This window comes from Variovorax sp. OK605, from assembly GCF_900115445.1.
Lineage (GTDB): Bacteria > Pseudomonadota > Gammaproteobacteria > Burkholderiales > Burkholderiaceae_C > Variovorax.
The window spans coordinates 157,386-173,924 of record NZ_FOWL01000015.1 but is presented as its reverse complement, the minus strand read 5'-3'; the positions used below and the strand labels follow the sequence as shown (position 1 = coordinate 173,924).

General features: G+C 60.0%; 18 protein-coding genes and 2 pseudogenes. 11 read left to right on the top strand and 9 right to left on the bottom strand.

The genetic code is table 11. The annotated features are described in order from the left end of the window. A pseudogene (locus BM013_RS40870) lies at positions 1-179 on the bottom strand (IS3 family transposase); the annotation flags it as partial. A gap of 360 nt (positions 180-539) precedes the next feature. Here BM013_RS40870 and BM013_RS30930 point away from each other — a divergent pair. Beyond that, positions 540-3,611, top strand: a complete 3,072-nt coding sequence (locus BM013_RS30930) for an STAND family AAA ATPase (protein ID WP_093132278.1) — start codon at positions 540-542, stop codon at positions 3,609-3,611. Positions 3,612-3,663: 52 nt separating this feature from the next. On the opposite strand, the gene BM013_RS30925 is transcribed toward BM013_RS30930, so the two are convergent. The 3 genes and pseudogenes from BM013_RS30925 to BM013_RS42270 form a co-directional block, all read right to left on the bottom strand. Next, on the bottom strand, positions 3,664-3,975 hold the full coding sequence (locus tag BM013_RS30925) for a Mor transcription activator family protein (RefSeq protein ID WP_093132257.1): 312 nt from the start codon (positions 3,973-3,975) through the stop codon (positions 3,664-3,666). 272 nt (positions 3,976-4,247) lie between these two features. Then, positions 4,248-5,294 (bottom strand): terminase gpA endonuclease subunit, encoded by a 1,047-nt coding sequence (locus BM013_RS41975; RefSeq protein WP_371281256.1) that lies wholly within the window; start codon positions 5,292-5,294, stop codon positions 4,248-4,250. 143 nt (positions 5,295-5,437) lie between these two features. Beyond that, a pseudogene (locus BM013_RS42270) lies at positions 5,438-5,848 on the bottom strand (phage terminase large subunit family protein); the annotation flags it as partial. Between the two features lie 275 nt (positions 5,849-6,123). Here BM013_RS42270 and BM013_RS30910 point away from each other — a divergent pair. The 7 genes from BM013_RS30910 to BM013_RS40860 all read left to right on the top strand — a co-directional run bounded on the left by BM013_RS30910 (position 6,124) and on the right by BM013_RS40860 (position 9,420). Beyond that, positions 6,124-6,465, top strand: coding sequence for a hypothetical protein (locus tag BM013_RS30910; RefSeq protein ID WP_093132251.1), 342 nt, complete (start codon positions 6,124-6,126; stop codon positions 6,463-6,465). Positions 6,466-6,484: 19 nt separating this feature from the next. Beyond that, positions 6,485-6,682, top strand: a complete 198-nt coding sequence (locus tag BM013_RS30905) for a hypothetical protein (protein ID WP_093132249.1) — start codon at positions 6,485-6,487, stop codon at positions 6,680-6,682. Continuing rightward, entirely contained in the window at positions 6,679-7,359 is a 681-nt protein-coding gene (locus tag BM013_RS30900) for a hypothetical protein (protein ID WP_093132247.1), read from the top strand. Before BM013_RS30905 ends, BM013_RS30900 begins: the two co-directional genes overlap by 4 nt. Then, positions 7,356-7,481 (top strand): hypothetical protein, encoded by a 126-nt coding sequence (locus BM013_RS41970; RefSeq protein WP_256221790.1) that lies wholly within the window; start codon positions 7,356-7,358, stop codon positions 7,479-7,481. Before BM013_RS30900 ends, BM013_RS41970 begins: the two co-directional genes overlap by 4 nt. Then, on the top strand, positions 7,478-7,744 hold the full coding sequence (locus BM013_RS30895) for a pyocin activator PrtN family protein (RefSeq protein ID WP_093132245.1): 267 nt from the start codon (positions 7,478-7,480) through the stop codon (positions 7,742-7,744). Before BM013_RS41970 ends, BM013_RS30895 begins: the two co-directional genes overlap by 4 nt. Before the next feature lie 187 nt (positions 7,745-7,931). Continuing rightward, on the top strand, positions 7,932-8,819 hold the full coding sequence (locus tag BM013_RS40865) for a hypothetical protein (RefSeq protein ID WP_143098419.1): 888 nt from the start codon (positions 7,932-7,934) through the stop codon (positions 8,817-8,819). After that, complete coding sequence (locus BM013_RS40860) at positions 8,809-9,420, top strand: hypothetical protein (protein WP_143098418.1); 612 nt, start codon at positions 8,809-8,811, stop codon at positions 9,418-9,420. The genes BM013_RS40865 and BM013_RS40860 overlap by 11 nt, the downstream gene beginning before the upstream one ends. Positions 9,421-9,752: 332 nt before the next feature. On the opposite strand, the gene BM013_RS30890 is transcribed toward BM013_RS40860, so the two are convergent. The 3 genes from BM013_RS30890 to BM013_RS30880 form a co-directional block, all read right to left on the bottom strand. Then, positions 9,753-10,565: a helix-turn-helix transcriptional regulator gene (locus BM013_RS30890; RefSeq protein WP_177225623.1), complete on the bottom strand. Its 813-nt coding sequence runs from the start codon at positions 10,563-10,565 to the stop codon at positions 9,753-9,755. Positions 10,566-10,599: 34 nt separating this feature from the next. Next, positions 10,600-11,379, bottom strand: coding sequence for an acetoacetate decarboxylase family protein (locus BM013_RS30885; protein ID WP_093132241.1), 780 nt, complete (start codon positions 11,377-11,379; stop codon positions 10,600-10,602). A gap of 133 nt (positions 11,380-11,512) precedes the next feature. Continuing rightward, positions 11,513-11,845 carry a response regulator gene (locus BM013_RS30880; protein WP_177206559.1) on the bottom strand — a complete coding sequence of 111 codons (333 nt, stop codon included), beginning with the start codon at positions 11,843-11,845 and terminating at the stop codon, positions 11,513-11,515. A 231-nt stretch (positions 11,846-12,076) separates the two neighbouring features. Here BM013_RS30880 and BM013_RS30875 point away from each other — a divergent pair, with 231 nt between their 5' ends. Genes BM013_RS30875 through BM013_RS30865 form a run of 3 tightly spaced genes read left to right on the top strand, consistent with a single transcriptional unit; the run spans position 12,077 to position 14,677 of the window. After that, entirely contained in the window at positions 12,077-12,460 is a 384-nt protein-coding gene (locus BM013_RS30875; protein WP_093132237.1) for a response regulator, read from the top strand. A gap of 14 nt (positions 12,461-12,474) precedes the next feature. Next, positions 12,475-12,870, top strand: coding sequence for a hypothetical protein (locus tag BM013_RS30870; protein ID WP_093132235.1), 396 nt, complete (start codon positions 12,475-12,477; stop codon positions 12,868-12,870). A gap of 55 nt (positions 12,871-12,925) precedes the next feature. Beyond that, the gene (locus BM013_RS30865) at positions 12,926-14,677 is read left to right on the top strand and encodes a hypothetical protein (protein WP_256221789.1); all 1,752 of its coding nucleotides are present in this window, start codon (positions 12,926-12,928) and stop codon (positions 14,675-14,677) included. A gap of 28 nt (positions 14,678-14,705) precedes the next feature. On the opposite strand, the gene BM013_RS30860 is transcribed toward BM013_RS30865, so the two are convergent. Both BM013_RS30860 and BM013_RS30855 read right to left on the bottom strand, forming a co-directional pair. Continuing rightward, positions 14,706-15,443 carry a 3-oxoacyl-ACP reductase family protein gene (locus BM013_RS30860; protein WP_093132231.1) on the bottom strand — a complete coding sequence of 246 codons (738 nt, stop codon included), beginning with the start codon at positions 15,441-15,443 and terminating at the stop codon, positions 14,706-14,708. An 88-nt stretch (positions 15,444-15,531) separates the two neighbouring features. Continuing rightward, entirely contained in the window at positions 15,532-16,110 is a 579-nt protein-coding gene (locus BM013_RS30855; protein WP_093132229.1) for a TetR/AcrR family transcriptional regulator, read from the bottom strand. Positions 16,111-16,539 lie beyond the last annotated feature (429 nt).

The following is a 16,539-nucleotide window of genomic DNA, read 5'->3' as shown; positions in this document are numbered from 1 at the left end:
ACGCCGTTGTCGACCTCGTCGCGCTTGACCCATTCGTTCAGCGTCTGCGGCACACAGCCGATCTTCGGTGCAATCGATTCGATCGCCGCCCACAGCGACGGGTACTCCCCACGGTGCTCCTGCACCATCCTCACCGCGCGCTCACGCACCTCAGGTGAAAACTTGTTCGACTTCTTCATGGCTCAATCCTCTCAGAGTGTTGAGCCTCCACAAAATCCGGGGCGATTCATTCCCACTTGACGGTATCGCCGGGGATGATGGAGATAGGTTCGGTGTTGGAGATGTCGATAGTCACGGTCAGACCTTTGGTCAATGTTGACCGGACTATGGAAGTGCAATGCTGACATCGACAAGGTGCTGCATGTCACTTCGTTCAGCGACTACGCCATGGCTTGCCATCGAACTGTCGCCGAGGCGTTGCGACAAACAAAAACTTTATGTTACAAGCCAGCCGTACGCCCGCTGAGTTTAGAAATACGCCTGCTAGTACCACTCATCGACTACGTTAAGCGCGACCGCACATACCAAGAGAATACCGAATGAGCGTAATTGTTTTACACCTTACTGATATCCATATTAAGGAAAAAAGCGACCACATTCTAAATCGAACGCCGTCCATCTCCGCAGCACTAAATTCTCACCTTCGGGGCGCAGAACAAATCATCATCATTGTCACGGGTGATATTTCCCAATCCGGACAAAAAAATGAATATGCGCTTGCCGAGAAATTTTTTGGCGAACTTGTTAAAGAAATTCGTCAACAGACCGAAACACCGATAGCTATTTTTGCGAGCCCCGGCAACCACGACTGTGATTTCTCCGGCGATCAAGAAGCAAGAACAATTTTGCTGGCCACTTTGCAAAAACGCGCCAACGAAATTCCTGACAGCATTATTTCTATTGCAACCGGCGTACAAGTCAACTTTTTTTCGTTTAAAAATTCATTGCAGCCCAGTGCGCCGCGCTTTACTCATCCACTGTGGCACACGCACGAACTTGATATCAACGGAAAGAAAATCTTTATAGATCTTCTAAATGCATCATGGATGTCTACCATACATGAAAAACAAGGGGGCCTAATTTTCCCCTATGAAAAGTTCAAGGATTTTAGGTCTACCGACTGTGATCTGCGCGTCGTCGCCCTACATCATCCTTTCAATTGGTACGGTCAAGTCAATTATCACAAATTTCGAAGTTTCATTACTGCGCTCGGGGACATCGTACTAACAGGCCATGAACATGAAAGCGGCGCACGCTTAACTGATGACGTCGATAGCGGAGAATGCGCATTTATTGAAGGCGCTGTATTGCAAGCGCGAGAAAATGCGGAGCGGTCCGGTTTTAACATCATAGAAATTGACATTTCGACGCATCGCTTTCGCTATACGCCTTACAGTTTGTCTGATTCGGTTTATGAGGCCAGTGCTCTTCAGCCAGAGTGGAGCCTGCTTAGGGCACTCCCGAAACGTGCACTCCCAGATCTAGCGCTTACGGAAAAATTCCGCGAAGTTATAACCGATCCAGGAGCCTCATTGGCTCATCCCAGCGGCATAGGCGTGAGCCTATCCGACATCTATGTCTTTCCAGACTTAGACTCACGCACTGACAAGCGCGAAAAAACCGTCGCAAATCGACCCCTGAAGCTAAGCAGCAAACTGCTTCTGGATGCGAAAAAGTTACAAAAAAATGTCCTTTTAACTGGCACAGAAGCGTCCGGCAAAACATGCCTTTTGTATCGGATTTTTGAAGTGTGCCACTCGAATGGTCTATTGCCCCTACTAATAAAAGGGAAGGACATTAGAAAAAAATCAACATCCGAACTTCAAAAAACCGAAAATACCGCAATTATTGAACAATACGGGGCAGCAAATTTAACCAAAATTCAGCAATCTTCCAAAGAGCTTAAGCTCCTTCTGATAGATGATTTTGATCTTTGCCCATTGAACGATGAAGCACGAGTCGAAGCTCTTACAGCTCTCAGCAGCACTTACGGCCGCACCATTGTCACAGTAGGAGAGAACTTTGAGCTCGCGGAGTTTTTAGGCGGAGTTTCACAAACGTTCAGCGAGTTCGATCAATATCAAATTTCCCCTTTTGGTTACGAGCGGAGGGGTGAGCTGGTAAGGCGTTGGATGTCGATTGGATCTGACGAGACGCAAAGCCCGAATCAACTTTTGAAGCTTATTGATGATGCGGAATCCCTAATTGAAAATGCCCAGCTACAGCACGTAGCTCCCGCCGTACCCATCTATGTACTTTCCTTGCTTCAAGCTGCAGCAGCTGGGATGAGCAAAGATTTACACAATTCGTCTTTTGCGCACTACTACTATTTTCTGGTTGTCGGAGCATTGACAAAAGGTGGCGTAAAGGCCGATGGCATAGCAGCTTACATAGCAGCGTGCACTCATTTAAGTTGGTTCATAAAGACCAAAGGCTTAAATCATCACATCAGTCGCTCCGAGTTTACGGAATTTGTACGAATCTACTCGGATGAATGGACAGAGACCGATCCCGTGGAGCTTGAAAAGGTCTTAGTGGCATCACGACTAATTGACAGCGACTCGGACGGAATTTCATTTACATATCCATACTCGTACTATTATTTTTTGGGCCGGTACGCAAGCATTTCACTCGAGCGCCCAGGGGTTCGTGAGTATTTGAAATATTGTGTTGAAAACCTATATGTGAGAGAGTGCGCAAATACGCTTCTGTTTTTGGCACATCACAGTGGCAATAGTGAAGTTCTTGATCACATCATATCTGCGCTAAAAGACTATTTTCAGCATCGGAATCCAGTAACACTCGCAAGAGAGGATGCGCAAGCAGTTGGACGCCTGATAGCTTACGCCCCCCAGTTCAAGCATAGAACTCAAAAGCCAAGCGAATATCGAAAAGAAATTGCGCAAAGAAAAGATAGAGAAGAACATGGCGATGGCTTGGTAGACCAACCATCCACAAAAAAAAGCTTATTTGAGAATATGGTCGGCTTAACAAAATCGATCGAGATCGCCGGAGCGCTGCTCACGCATCAGTATTCCAATTATCCAAAAGCCATTAAGGTCGACGCCGTAAGCCAGATATTTACTGGCGCGATGCGCGCTGTACGGGAATTTTATTCGTTCTTTGATGAGGACAGTGAGGAACTAATTCGCTCAATATCCTTAAAAATCAAACGAACGGCTGCTGTTTCAGACGACCAGGCAGAACAAATGACTCGGCTTTCCATAGGAATGTTGCTCAGGGCAATTGGAGCAGGATTCATAAATGTTGCTGGCAGCCACCTCCGATCGGACGCGTTAATCGGACATGTTGAAGAAGTAGTCAAAGCGAATCCAACTCAAGCATTCAAGTTGATCCGTATTGCCCAGAAACTACAAAGCCCTCAGCGACTGCCTCGACTTGAAATCAATCGACTTGTTAAAGACGAGAAAGACAACCCTTGCGTAATGGGCCCATTGCAGCTATTAGTTTTTCAGCGCATGTACATGTACGAAACGGAATACGACGACCGCGACTGGGCTTCTTCAGTATTTGAACTTGGCGGTGCGAAGACGCATGTTCATGGACCGGCTCGGCATAGAGACCGTTTTCTCAGCAATCGTGGATCCTGACAAACGGTTGCCGCATCAGTAACGACACTATGTGGGTTTCCATCGGCAGGGCTCACTGCGAGGTCGGACGAGGCGCTTTAATGATTCGAAGCACCTGACGTTCGGAAAGTTCGTACCGTCGCGAAAGCAGCTTCACCCGTTCGCCAGCAAGGTAGTCTCGGAAGATACGGCTATTGCGATTGTTATGACCTTCACCGCTGCGTTTCGCGATGAACACGCGGTCCCCGCCCCAATCGGCTCGAACGCTGGTCTCCACGCCCTTGAGAAGTTCGGGCGTTAGCTCCCCCCTTGCGGCGGTGAGCGCTTCCTGCAGTCGGCCGATGATGTCGAGGACGATGTCGTTTCTGTTCGCATTGTTCACCATGATCTGGGGGAAAAGGATTGTCGTGACGGGCGTTGAATGGTTCGGCGCGCAGGCGCCGGCTTCACAGGTGTGGGAGCGGACTGTGGACGCGCTGCCGGTGTTGGCGTCGGCTGCTCGACGGCCGCCGGCGTGGACGCCGGCTTGCTCGGATGCGTTTCGCGTGAAACATCGACTGGCGCGGTTTCGAGCGATTGCGTTTCGCGTGGAACATTTCCCGGCGCGCTCTCGGGCACCTGCGTTTCGCGTGAAATATCGGCAGGCGGTACCCCTTGCTATTGGCCTCCCGCGAACAGGTCGCCGTTCGGCGGCTGCACGATGGACTCCAAGCGCTGCCACATCTTCCCGGTGTAGAGGTGCAGGCCGAGCATGTGTGTGCAGAAGACTGCATAGACGGTGCAGTCCAACACTTCATTGCGCGCGCCAGGCGCCTTGATCCAGCGATAGGCCTCGCCGCCGGCCACGCGCAGCGGCACACGCGCCTCGGCCGTCAACTGCGTGTAGAACTCGTGCGGCAAGTCTTTGCTGAAGTGCACGTAGCCGGCCCCCGGCTTCTCGACGCACAGACGGCCATAGATCAAGTCCTTTGCCGTGTCGGTGCCGACGTACCACAGGCGCACGCCCTTCTTGATGATCTTGCCGCCCCAGTTCACGTCCTGCACGGTGGCCTTGCTCTTCACCATCTTGCTGGGCTGCGGGTCGCCACGCACGGCGAACACGCGCTCACGTTCGCGCTGTCGGCAGTAGTTGTAGGCCTGGTGCGTGAAGTGGCCGCCGGTGTCCACGGCCATGGCTTCAATCTTCATCGCCTGCCCGCTGGCGTGCTGAAAGATCGTTTGGCGGTACGCATCGAGCTGGGCCCACTCCCGTTCATCGGCCGGGTTGGCGTAGATGACGCTGTAGTCGATGCACCACATTTCCTCGCCGCGTCCAACGGCCCAGGTCACGACCTCGAAGCGGTTGTCCTGCACGTCCACGCCGGTGACCAGCACGAGGCCGCCATACGGCACAGTGAAGCGGCGATAGGCCTCGGCGCGGCGGGAGAGCGCGTGCTCGTCGGCGCGCTCGACTACGGCCTCCCAATACTGTGCCAATGTCTCATTGATGAAGCCTTCGAGCGGTGCCGTGTCGCCGGCCTTGGCTTTCGTCGTGGCTTCGAGGAACTCGCGAACGATGTCGGACCATGCGCGCTGGAGGCTGTAGCCGCTCCACATCTCGACGAAGGCCACATGCCGCGGCGCGCGGATGACGACGCCCTGCGCGTCCGTCCAGACGTGCAGGTCATGGTCGTAGCGATACCGGCCGCACTCGCTGACCCACATTGCGCCCGTGTCCCAGATTCGCAGATAGTCGGCCTGCGTGATCGACTCATGGCAATGCGGGCAGCGTGGCGCACGGTGTCATGGTCGTAGCCGTCCCACTTGAAGCCGTGGCGCACCTTCTTGCCGCCCCACAGCAGCGGGTGCTCGGCATCGCAATGCGGGCACACCACGTTGTATCGCATGCGCACGTCGGCGTTCTTCTCGCGGTACTCGATGTGATCGAAGTCATTGATGCGCACGGTGCTGCCTGCGACCAGCTTCGGGAACGGCGCGCCTTCGAGGCGACCGCGCGCGAGCGTGATCGGGTCCGAGGACTTCTCAATCTTGGCATCGAAGGCAGAGGCTTCGTCGAGGATCGCGACGGCCACTGTGATGCGGCGATAGGCTCGTGCTGCCTTGCCGCCGAGCAGGTGCAGGACCGACCCGAAGAAGCTCTTCAGCTTCATCGTGTCTTCCTTGCCCGGGACCGTCACGGCCTTAAGCGCGGTCACGTCGCGCAGCATGGGCTCGATTTCGGACTTCACAAAGCTGTCGCGGTCGTCGTCGGTCGGCATCCACAGCGCTTGCTTGCGCCGTCGGTGCGCCGTCGATGCGCCGTCGGTGCGCCGTCGATGCGCCGTCGGTGCGCCGTCGATGCGCCGTCGGTGCGCCGTCGATGCGCCGTCGGTGCGCCGTCGGTGCGCCGCGTTGTAGGCGATGAAGGCGAGCAGCGTCTTCGTGTAGCCGACGCGCTTCGCCTTGCGCACCGTCACCTCTTCGATGTCGTCATTGCTGAAGGTATCCGCAAGACCTTCAAGCGCATTCGCGCCGAGCAGCGAGGTGTGAGGCCATGACGACGACCACCACCGGCACCTTCTTCGTCGGCAAAGACCGCCCGGGGCGCCCAGCAGTGAGCGAACACAAGTCTGACGCCGGCGAGTTCGTCCTGAAGATGCGCCTCATTGACAACCAAGGACCGCGCGCCGTCGAGATCTACGTGACGCGTTGGGTTGGACCTGCCGCCGCGGCGTGGCGCGCGCAACACAGCACGCTCAAAGCCGGCGACGCGCTGCGTCTGGTGCTCACCAACCCCCGCGCGATGCCTGGCGCAATGTCCCCGGAAACACACGCCGCCATCGCTTCATGCGAGCTGCTGCCCGCACGTGCCATCAGCACGGAGCAGCCCGCCTAATCCCATCACCAGAGAACTTATGGACTTCCCCATCGTGTCCCTCGCATGCATTGAGCGCGAAGCAAAGGAGGCGGCAGAGAAAGGCCACTCGTTGAGCTTTGCCTGCCCCTACCCGTTCGACGATCCCGCCGGCGGCGCGTTCAAGCGTGTATTCAACGAACACCGCGTCGCCCTTCGCTCCCGCAACAACCACACCTCACACGAGGTGCGCGCATGACTTGGATGATCGCCAGCACTGGCGCCGAGTACCACCTCGCCGGCCCGACCGCCGTCGCCCCTTGCGGCCGCCCCGTCCACATCCGCGATGTGGCCCATCACCTCGCCGTCATTAATCAGTTCAACGGAGCCACCGTTCGCCCGTACAGCGTCGCAGAGCACAGCCTGCTCTGCTGCGACATCGCGCACCGCGCAGGCGCGTCGGTGTTCGTGCAAATGGCTGCGCTTATGGACGACGCTCACGAGGCATACACCAACGACCTCATCAGCCCTGCCAAGCGAGCCGTGAACGCCTACAGCATGACGTTAGGCGTGGCCGCATGGACGGCATTCGAGGCTGAGCACGCGCACAACGTGCGCGAGCACTTTAAGCTCTTGACTATCTTCGCCGGCCACAAGCAGCTACTTCGCACAATCGATATGCAGGCGCTCGCGACGGCGAGACGCGACCTCACCGCCTATGACCAAGCGCGGCACCTCCCGTGGCCCGCACTGGGAGACGACTCCGCAAATCCCATCGCGCCTGTCAATTGGATTCAGCTCAATACCCAGGAGCGTGAAGAGGCGACGTGGAAGGACTGGCGAGAGCAGTTTCGCAATCGCTTCCTTGAGCTGCAGGCGAAGCGTGCCGTGGCCACCGCACGCTTCATCGCGCGCACCCCGAAGACGGCACCATGAAGCGCAACAACCGTCGCACTCCCGCGGCCCTTTTTGGCCCGCTCATCGCCTCGCGCCAGTTGCTCACCTTCACGACGAGCGATGACATCACGGCGCAGCTCAACAAGGTGGACGGATTGTGAAGACACTCTTTCTCCTAATGGCGCAATACGACGCCAGGTCCGTTATTCCGTTGGAATGGGTACAGCGCGATTTCTTCAATCATCTAGACGTTAGAAAGCTTGCAGCGAAATGCGCTAGAGGAGAGATCATGTTGCCCCTCGTCCGCACAGACCCCAGCAGCCAGAAGTCGCCGAAGGGAGTAGGTATCCAAGACCTTGCAGAGTATCTTGACGGCCGCCAGCAAGCAGCCCGCAAAGAGCTAGAGCAACTACGCAGTAGATGAAAACAGCCCGCAATACGCGGGCTGTTTACCTTTCAAGGACAAGGGCGCTCAGACCGAAAACTGACGCCATGCACAACCGCCCGACCCATCCTGGTCTTCTCGCTTGTCAGTACGCCACAAACAGTTACAGTCAGAAGCCGGCTACTGCTGACCTGCGTTAAAACATATAGGAATCGAGGAACGTTGATTGGACATTGAAAAAATATTCAAACTTGCGCGCCATCATAAAAGGACATTTCTTGCCCTTATCGTAGCAATTTACGCCATCTTTTTAGTTATTGCGCACTTTTTTTTCAATCAGCCTCTTATTGACATCGGACTGGATCAAATAAAGTCAATTTCGTCGGCATTGATTACCGCGATTTTCACATTCTTCTTAATATTGTCATTTATTCCAAGTGAGGATAAAGGCGAAATCGAAGAAATCCCAGCACAGAAGATAACCAGTGAATTTGACAAACTCCTGGCAAATGCGGGACGCTGGCGATACAAAGGGAACTTTGGGAGATATTTACGCGGCAGGGTACTTCCCGCACTCGCCCATAAACAAAACGTACACATCACCACATGCTTGATCGACCCTAGAGATGGCGAATTGTGTAAAAAGCATGCAGTTTATCGTGGCAGCATTAACGGCATTGACAAGGGTACTCAGTATGACGCCGATACAGTCGCGATTGAAGTACTAATTACAATCGTGATTGCCGCCTGGTACGCCGCGAACACCGGGATGCAAATCGATATTTACCTAAGTAAAGCGTTTGATCCAATTCGGATCGATTCAAACGATCATGCGATGATTCTTACTGTTGAGGATCGCCGCAGCCCTGCACTAAAAATCACAAAAGATCACTTCACTGCAAAGCATTTTGAATTGCAAATGAAGACTGCAAGAGATCAAGCCGACCCCCTTGACCTCGGAGGTATGAGACACGGAATTCAGTTGGCAGAAATGAACGAAGCTGACGTTATCAGTGTTCTTACTCAAGCCGATATGGTTGCGCTGTGTAAGCGTCTCAAGCCCGGGGCAATTTTGGAAGGCTGTAAGAAGTCAAGGAATCCTTATGAAAATTGACGTCGCCAGCCAGCTTACTTACTTGACAGAAAACTTTGATGTACTACAACGAGAATGCAAGCCGCTGTGGCATCCACTTGGGTTCTCTTCGTGCCTAATCCTAAATAATGTCGGCAAACTTAATTTGAGAATTCACTACTGGCCGGAAAGCGAAAGACGAACGAAAAATCCCGACTGGCCAATCCACACCCATACATACCATTTATCTAGCTTGGTACTGGAGGGGACGATCCGTGACATTCAATATACTACAACGGCTGGAGAAGATTATTCAGTTTACAGCGTATCCTATAACGACGAAAACTCTGAAATAGCAAAAACAGATCGAAAAGTTTCAATCCTTCACACGAATGATATTTCTCGTAGTAAAAGTGAAACCTACACGGTAGAAAGAGGTGTTTTTCATCAAAGTCAGGTTGATTTCGGGAAAAGCGCAATCACACTTGTTGCCTTGAGTGATTTCGCCAAAGATGCACCATTAGTTTTGGGCAAGGACATGCCCGAAGAGCGTTTCCCATACGATCGCGCACCCTTCGACTCAGAGACCTTTTGGCGTGCAGTGCATGCCGGCCTTTCTCGCCACTTATCGGGTGCCTCTTAGCCGAGGCCGGCCAAATGCACTTTGGTTTAAAGCCGTACTCGCCCGATGAGCGCAAATTCTCGCTCGACAAACTGAGCGGCAGGATGCAGTAACGTCCGCATCGAAACTCCTAGTGAAGGAATAGCGACTGGACGACGCTTGCCACATTACCGCCACATGATCGGCAAAACATGGCCCTAAGTATCTGACTTAATTGGATTTTTTTGGAAACCCCCGTCCAATCCATCATGGGCGCTACGGAGATGGCCTTCTCTTCCGCAACTCGGTTTCCCGTGGACGTATTTGGGGTTCAGGCCAAGGCTGAAGATTAGGCTAGCAAGCCGCCGAGTTTCTCACTCAGCCCTTTCCGGACGCTGCCGCACAGCCCTGTAATTCCCCGGCGTCACCCCAAAGCAGCGCCGGAACCACCGCGAAAAATGCGCCTGGTCCGTGAAGCCGCACTGCACCGCCACCTCGGCCGCCGTCTGGCCTTCGCGCAGCAACACCTTGGCGCGACCGATGCGCGCCAGCCGGGCGTAGTGCGCGGGCGTCATGCCGACAGCGACGCGGAACAACCGGTGAAAGTGCTCGCGCGACACGCCCAGCCGCTGGGCCAGCGCGCCCGGGTCGATGCGGCAAGCATCTTCCGTGGCAAGGGCCTGGCAGACCGCTTCGACGCGGGCGTCGGCCATCTGCCGTTCGACGGCGACCAGCGCGTCGCCGGTCTGCGCGCGAAGAACCTGCGCAAGCAATCGCCCGACCTCACCCCCGTCTTCCGACAGCGCGGCCTGCGCCAATGCGCGCGCCGTGAAGTCGTCCTTCCAGACACCCCGGCGCAACTCGCCCCGCTGCGCAACGGGCCACCCGAGTTGCGCAGCCACCCACGCATGCGGCACATACAGCATCACCATGCGAAAGCCCTGCGCACTCACGCCGGCGGTGTGCAGCATGCAGGGGGCCATCAGCACCAGGTCGCCGGCTTCGGCCACCTGCCGCTCGCCCGCGCAGGTGAATTCGCAGCGCCCCTCCAGGATCGCGCCCACGCTCCACTCGGCGTGCCAGTGCAGGTCGAAGTGCGCCTTGGGGTCGCCCGCGAACATGGCCTCGACCTGCGCGCCATCGTCCATGCACAGGCTGATCACATGGGAGGTGGCGGGCGGCTTCATTCCGCGAAGGGTAGCGGCATGCAGGCCTTGCAGCTCACGCAGCAAGCGCACCGCGCACGGTGATGCCCATCCACCCCGCGCTGGCGGTCGTGGCCCGCACCTCGCCGAGCAGCGCCAGTTCCTCGACCGGGTGCGCATGGAACTGCAGGCTCGCGCTACCGGCCGTCCAGCCCGACTCGACGCGGTCGATGATGTCGGCGCGCAGGTAGCGCGGCACCGCCGCGCGTTCAGGCTGCGTGAGGTCGGGCCAGCCGACGGCGCCGATGGTCGGTGCCGAAAGAAACCCCAGCCGCCCGGCCTTCTCGCCCGTCAGCGTGACGCGGGCATCGACCAGCCGGCGCTCCTTCACGCTGAGGCTCGCGCCCAGCCGGCTGCCCGCGGACAGCGGCGCGGCGGCCGGGTGAATCAGCGGCAGGCTGCGCGTGACCCAGGTCTGCCCTATCTTCTTGGGCCAGCCCTGCAGCCAGCCGCGCAGCATCGAGATGTCCTGGTCGACGTAGATCAGCGGGCAATAGAAGCGCGCGCCCTCGCCTTCTTTTGCATCGATCTCGAGCACCACGATGGTCTCGCGGTACTGCGCGTACACGGGGTCGAGCAGTTCATGGCCGTCGTCGCCGCAGGCCTGCCAATCGGCGAAGTGCACGCAGCCCTGGCCGGTGGCCTCGCCGAGTTCCAGCGGCACCAGCGTGGCGCCGCGCGCGGCATCGAACGCGAAGGCAACATTGACCAGCCAGCCGGCGTAGTGCCATGGCGGCGCCTGCACCAGCGCGCTGCGGCCGGACGAAGTGAAAGGGGGCGTGAAAGAGAGCGGCATCGCAGGTGTGCAAGTGGAAGACCGCCGCACGATACGGCCACCCCGCCGCGCGGTCTTGTACGCCAGTGATGCGCGCGCCCAAGGCCCAAGGCCCAGGGCTCAGGGGCCGTAAGGGCCTACGAGGCTTGCGGACCTAAGGCGCCGTCGAACTTTCCAGCACCGCCGCCAGCTGTTCGAGCGTGTAGGGCTTGCGCAGCCACGCGGTGCCCGGCAGGGTCTGGGCGGGCTCGGCCTGCCCCGTCACGAAGACCACCGGCACGCGGTGGTCGCGCAGCAGCCGCTCGGCAAAGTCGCGGCCCGAGAGCGCCGGCAGGCCGATGTCCACCATCACTACGTCGAAAGCCCCTTCGAAGAAGCGCGCAATGGCCGCCTCGGCGCTGCGCACGCCGGTGGCCCAGTGCCCCATGGCCTCGAGCAGACGCAGCGTGGCGGCCAGCGTGTCGGCGTCGTCCTCTACAAGGAGCACCCTGAGTTTTCTTTGTTGTTCTGCGGATGAAGCTGGTTCGGTTGTCATTGATTTCCATTTTTCCAGACAAACCGCGACCTTGCATCGCCCGAGGCTCTCCACGCGCAGGGATCTACGCCAGATGGCGGCGTTGTCCGACTCGGCACCACCCCTGCGCAGAGAAAATGACCGCCTCGGCCCGAGACAAGCCGAGCCACAACGACGAGAACGAGCGCTTTTCCGGCCCTGCCAATGACCCGCATCTACCTGATAGAAGACAACCCCCTGATCGCCGACACGCTGACCGACGGGTTGCAACACTTTTGCGAATGCGATGTCATCGGCAACGCGACGACGTCCGACGACGCCATCCACTGGCTCAAGGACAACCCCGAGGGCTGGGACGCCGCGGTCATCGACATCTTCCTGGCCGAAGGCAACGGGCTGACGGTGGCGCAGTACCTGAAGGAGCACAAGTCGCCGGCCCAGCGCACGGTGGTGCTCATGAACTATGCGAGTTCCGAGGTGCGCGAAGGCGCGCTGTCCGCGGGTGTGGACGCGGTGTTCGACAAGTCGCTGCAGCTCGAGGCCTTCTACGAATTCTGCAAGCAGCTGAACATTTCGCCACGCCGTTGAAGCAGACTCGGGGCATGAACACGCCCTCTCCCCTCCTGCTCGACGCCGCCACGCTGCGGCAACTCGCGCAGGCATCGGCGCCTTCGGCGTCACCGTGCCCGTGCCGCCTTCAAGGCGCCACCGCATGGGAAAGCATCACCGAAGAGCGCTGGCCCGCCGCATTGATGCAGCAGGTCGGCACGCTGCGCGACCCCGAGCTGTACGAGCCCACTTTCGAAGAATCGCACCCCAAGGGCACGCGCTACGATTCGCCCGAGGCGCCCCTCTCGGTGCTGCACTTCCCCTTCAACCGCTGCGACGTGTACCGCTGCACGTCATGCACACGGCTCGTGTTGCGCTACACCGAGTTCGGCGGCTACTACATCGACCACCGCGTGCGCGTGGTCGACGCGGCGCTGGTCACCGACTGATCATCTGCCCTCGCAGCCTGGGGCAAACGCCTGAGCGCGCGGCACAATCGTCCGCGTGCATTTTTTCAAACACTGCCTGCCCGCCGGTCTTGCGCTGGCGTTCGCCCTCGCTGCCACGGCCACGACCACCGCCACGACTGCGCCCGCGCCGGTGCTCCTCGTCACCTCGCCCGCCGCCTTGCAGGCCGCGGAAAAATCCGGCGCGGGTTTCGCGCGCTGGTTCGGCGAGACGCCGGGCGCCGACGGCATCGCGACCAATCAGGCGTTGATGCGCTCGCCAGCATGGCGCGCCGTCACCGAGCCGATCGGCGCGAGCCTTGCCGGCATCCAGCGGCGCGACAAGCAGGCCGGCGTCGGCATCTCGAAGTACCCGCACCGCCTGTTCGACGCGCGCTGGCTCGCGAGCCCCGACGCCTACTTCGAACTGGTGGGCGTGGCCAACCGCATGGACCGCCGGCCGTTCCAGGAGAAGGACGGCGCCTGCGGAGAAACGCGGCTGGTTTATCGGCTGGCCTACCGCACACCAGCGATGCAGTCGCGCCTGCCCATGACGGTGAACGTCGAGTTGCGCGGCGATGCGCCTAATGCCAACGGAAGTTGCGCCGAAGCCGCGAAACGCTGGCAGCCGCCGCAGGCCTCGATGAGCGACGAAGCGACCGGCCGCTGGCTGGTATCGGCCGACGGACCGCTCGCGCCCCAACGCCTTGCGCCCGCCCGCATCTCTCAGGTCACGACCAACCTGCAAAGCGTGCGCTGGCCGTCCGCCGTGCGGCCCGACCTGGGCGGCCATGCCGAATACATGCTGCGCGCCTTCCGCTGGAACGCGAGCGCAAAGAGCTTCGACGTGGGTCCGCTGGAAAACACGCCCGACGTCGCGAAGCTCAAGGCCGATGCACCGCTGCGCAAGGAGCTGCAGCAGTGGCTGCAGCAGCCCGCCAACCTGCGGGCGCTGGACGAAGCCACCTTGCAGATCCCCGAGAAGTTCCTGGCGACCGAATCCATCTCTGTCGCGCCGCGCGGGCTCGAGCGGCTCGCCAACCAGCCCTTCGCGCAAGTTTTCGCGCCCGGTGAATGGAAGGCCGTGGAAGGCAGCCGCACGCTGGCATCGCCGCAGGCCGTGCTGCGCCGCCTGGACGACCTGAGCTGCGCGGGCTGCCACCAGAGCCGTGCCGTCGCGGGCTTTCACCTGCTGGGCGTCGACCGGCGCGGCGCCTCGCGCACCTTCACCACGGGCAACGCGCTCGCGGTGCCGCATTCACCGCATGTGCAGGACGAGCTGGCGCGCCGCGCCATCTATGTGCGCGCCGCGCTCTCGACGCCGCGGCCCGATCCGTTCCGCCCGCTGGCCGAACCCGGCGAACCCGACGAGCCCGACGCCGCGCCCGGCAAAGCCACGGTCGGCGCGCGCTGCGAACCCACGCGCATCACGCAGTCGGCCAACCCGTGGCTGGACCGCGCGCAGAAGCAGCCGCGCATCGCCTGCGAAGGCGCGGCCTCGGTGTGCGAGACCACGTCGGTCGGGTTCCCGGGCGGCATGTGCTCGGGGCCCTGCGACCCCGCCGACAAGAACGGCACCTGCGGCGGCATCGCCATCCTGAGCGACTTCAACAGCTGCCTTGCCGCAAAGAAACCCTTCGGCGAATGCCTGGCCAGGCATTCGCGCCCCGGCAACCTGCGCAGCTGCTCGGCCGGGCAGGCCTGCCGCGACGACTACATCTGCGCGCAGGCCGACGGCCAGCCCGAAGGGCACGGCGCGTGCATACCGCCGTACTTCCTGTTCCAGATGCGGGTGGACGGGCACTCGTAGGCGCCCTGCCCGGCCCGGTCAGGCCCGGTCAGGCCAGATAGCCGCCGTCCACCGTCAGCGCCGCGCCCGTCACGAAGCTCGACTCGGGCCCCGCGAGAAACGCCACCATGTTGGCGATCTCGCTGTCCTGGCCCATGCGGCCCAGCGCCATCAGCGTGCGCAGCCAGTCGCGGTATTCCTCGGCGGCCATGTCGGTCTCGGTCGGGCCGGGCTGCACCGCGTTCACCGTGATGCCGCGCGCACCAAGGTCGCGCGCCAGCCCCTTGGTGAGCGAGGCGACCGCGCCCTTGGTCATGCTGTACACCGCCGCGCCCGCGAGCCCGGCGCGCTCCGCGCTCACGCTGCCGATGTTGATCACGCGCCCGCCCTGGCCCATGTGCCGCACCGCGGCCTGCGTGCCGACGAAAACCGCGCGCACGTTGACGGCGACCATGCGGTCGAAGTCGGCAATGGCGAAGTCGTCGACCGTGCCGTGCGTCAGCACACCGGCGTTGTTGACCAGGATGTCGAGGCGCCCGAAGGTCTCGGCGGTCTGCGCCACGGCCTGCTGCACCGCGCCGGCGTCGGCGCTGTCGGCCTGGATGGCCAGCGCCTTGCCGCCCGCGGCTGCAATGTCCTTCACCAGCGCCTGCGCCTTGTCGGCCGAAGCCGAATAGGTGAAGGCCACGGCCGCGCCGTCGCGTGCGAGTCGCCGCACGATGGCCGCGCCGATGCCGCGCGATCCGCCGGTGACCAAGGCCACCTTGCTCGAGAGAGTGTTCGACACGATGTACTTCCTTTTTATTGGATCAATCGATCCAGAATAGAGCCAAAAAATGCGCCCGGGCGGGCGCTGCGTGAATGGCCTGCGGCGGTTACCGCAGACTTCGAATGGCCAGGCGGGCGACCCCGCGCAGGACGTCGGCCGAAGCCCCTCCCCGCGCGGAAATCTTCAAACCCGACAAGGTGGCGCCAAGAAACTGCGCGGCGGTGCGCACGTCCACGTCGGCACCGGCTTCGCCCGCCGCCTTGGCCTCGGCCACGCGGCGCTCCAGCGCCACCTGCAGCGTGCGCCCGGCGGTGTCGGTCAGCAGCGAGACCTCGTCATCGGAGCGGCCGAATTCGCAGATCGCGCCAATGCCCAGGCAGCCCGGCTCACCCGCGCGGGTGGACTTGACGACCATCGCCTCGAACATCGCCTCGATGCCGCGCATCGGCGAAGGCGCGCTGTTGAGCACACGCAGGTGCTCGGCCACATGGCCCGCCGCGTAGTGCTGCAGGGCTTCGAGGTAGAGGCGGCGCTTGTCGCCGAAGGTGTCGTACATGCTCTGGCGGCTGATGCCCATGGCGTTGAGCAGCACCTCGGTGGAGGTGCCGTCGTAGCCGAGATCGGAGAACACGGGGATGGCGCCCTCCAGGGCGGTTTCGCGGTCGAATGCTTTGGGTCTTGCCATGGGGCGGAGGATAAATCATTTCAGACTTATCTGTCCACTAATGAGGCCATTGCCTTGCGCATGACGCCCTCTGCCAAAGGGAGAGGGGACAAGACCGGAGACACGACACCACACAGCGCGCGTGGGGTATTGCCCCCTCTCTCCTTGGGGAGAGGGTTGGGGTGAGGGTGAGCGGCAATCAAGGCCGCGCGATGTTGTGAGGCCGATGCCCTCACCCTGACCCTCTCCCAGAGGGAGAGGGAACAAGACAGAAGGCTCAGCGCTGCGCCAGGTTCTGCCCCTCTCGAAAGAGACAGGACCGGGGACATGGCACAACACAACGCGACGCGAGGTCTTACTCCCTCTCCCTCTGGGAGAGGGGACAAGACCGGAGACACGACACCACACAGCGCGCGTGGGGTATTGCCCCCTCTCCCCTTGGGGAGAGGG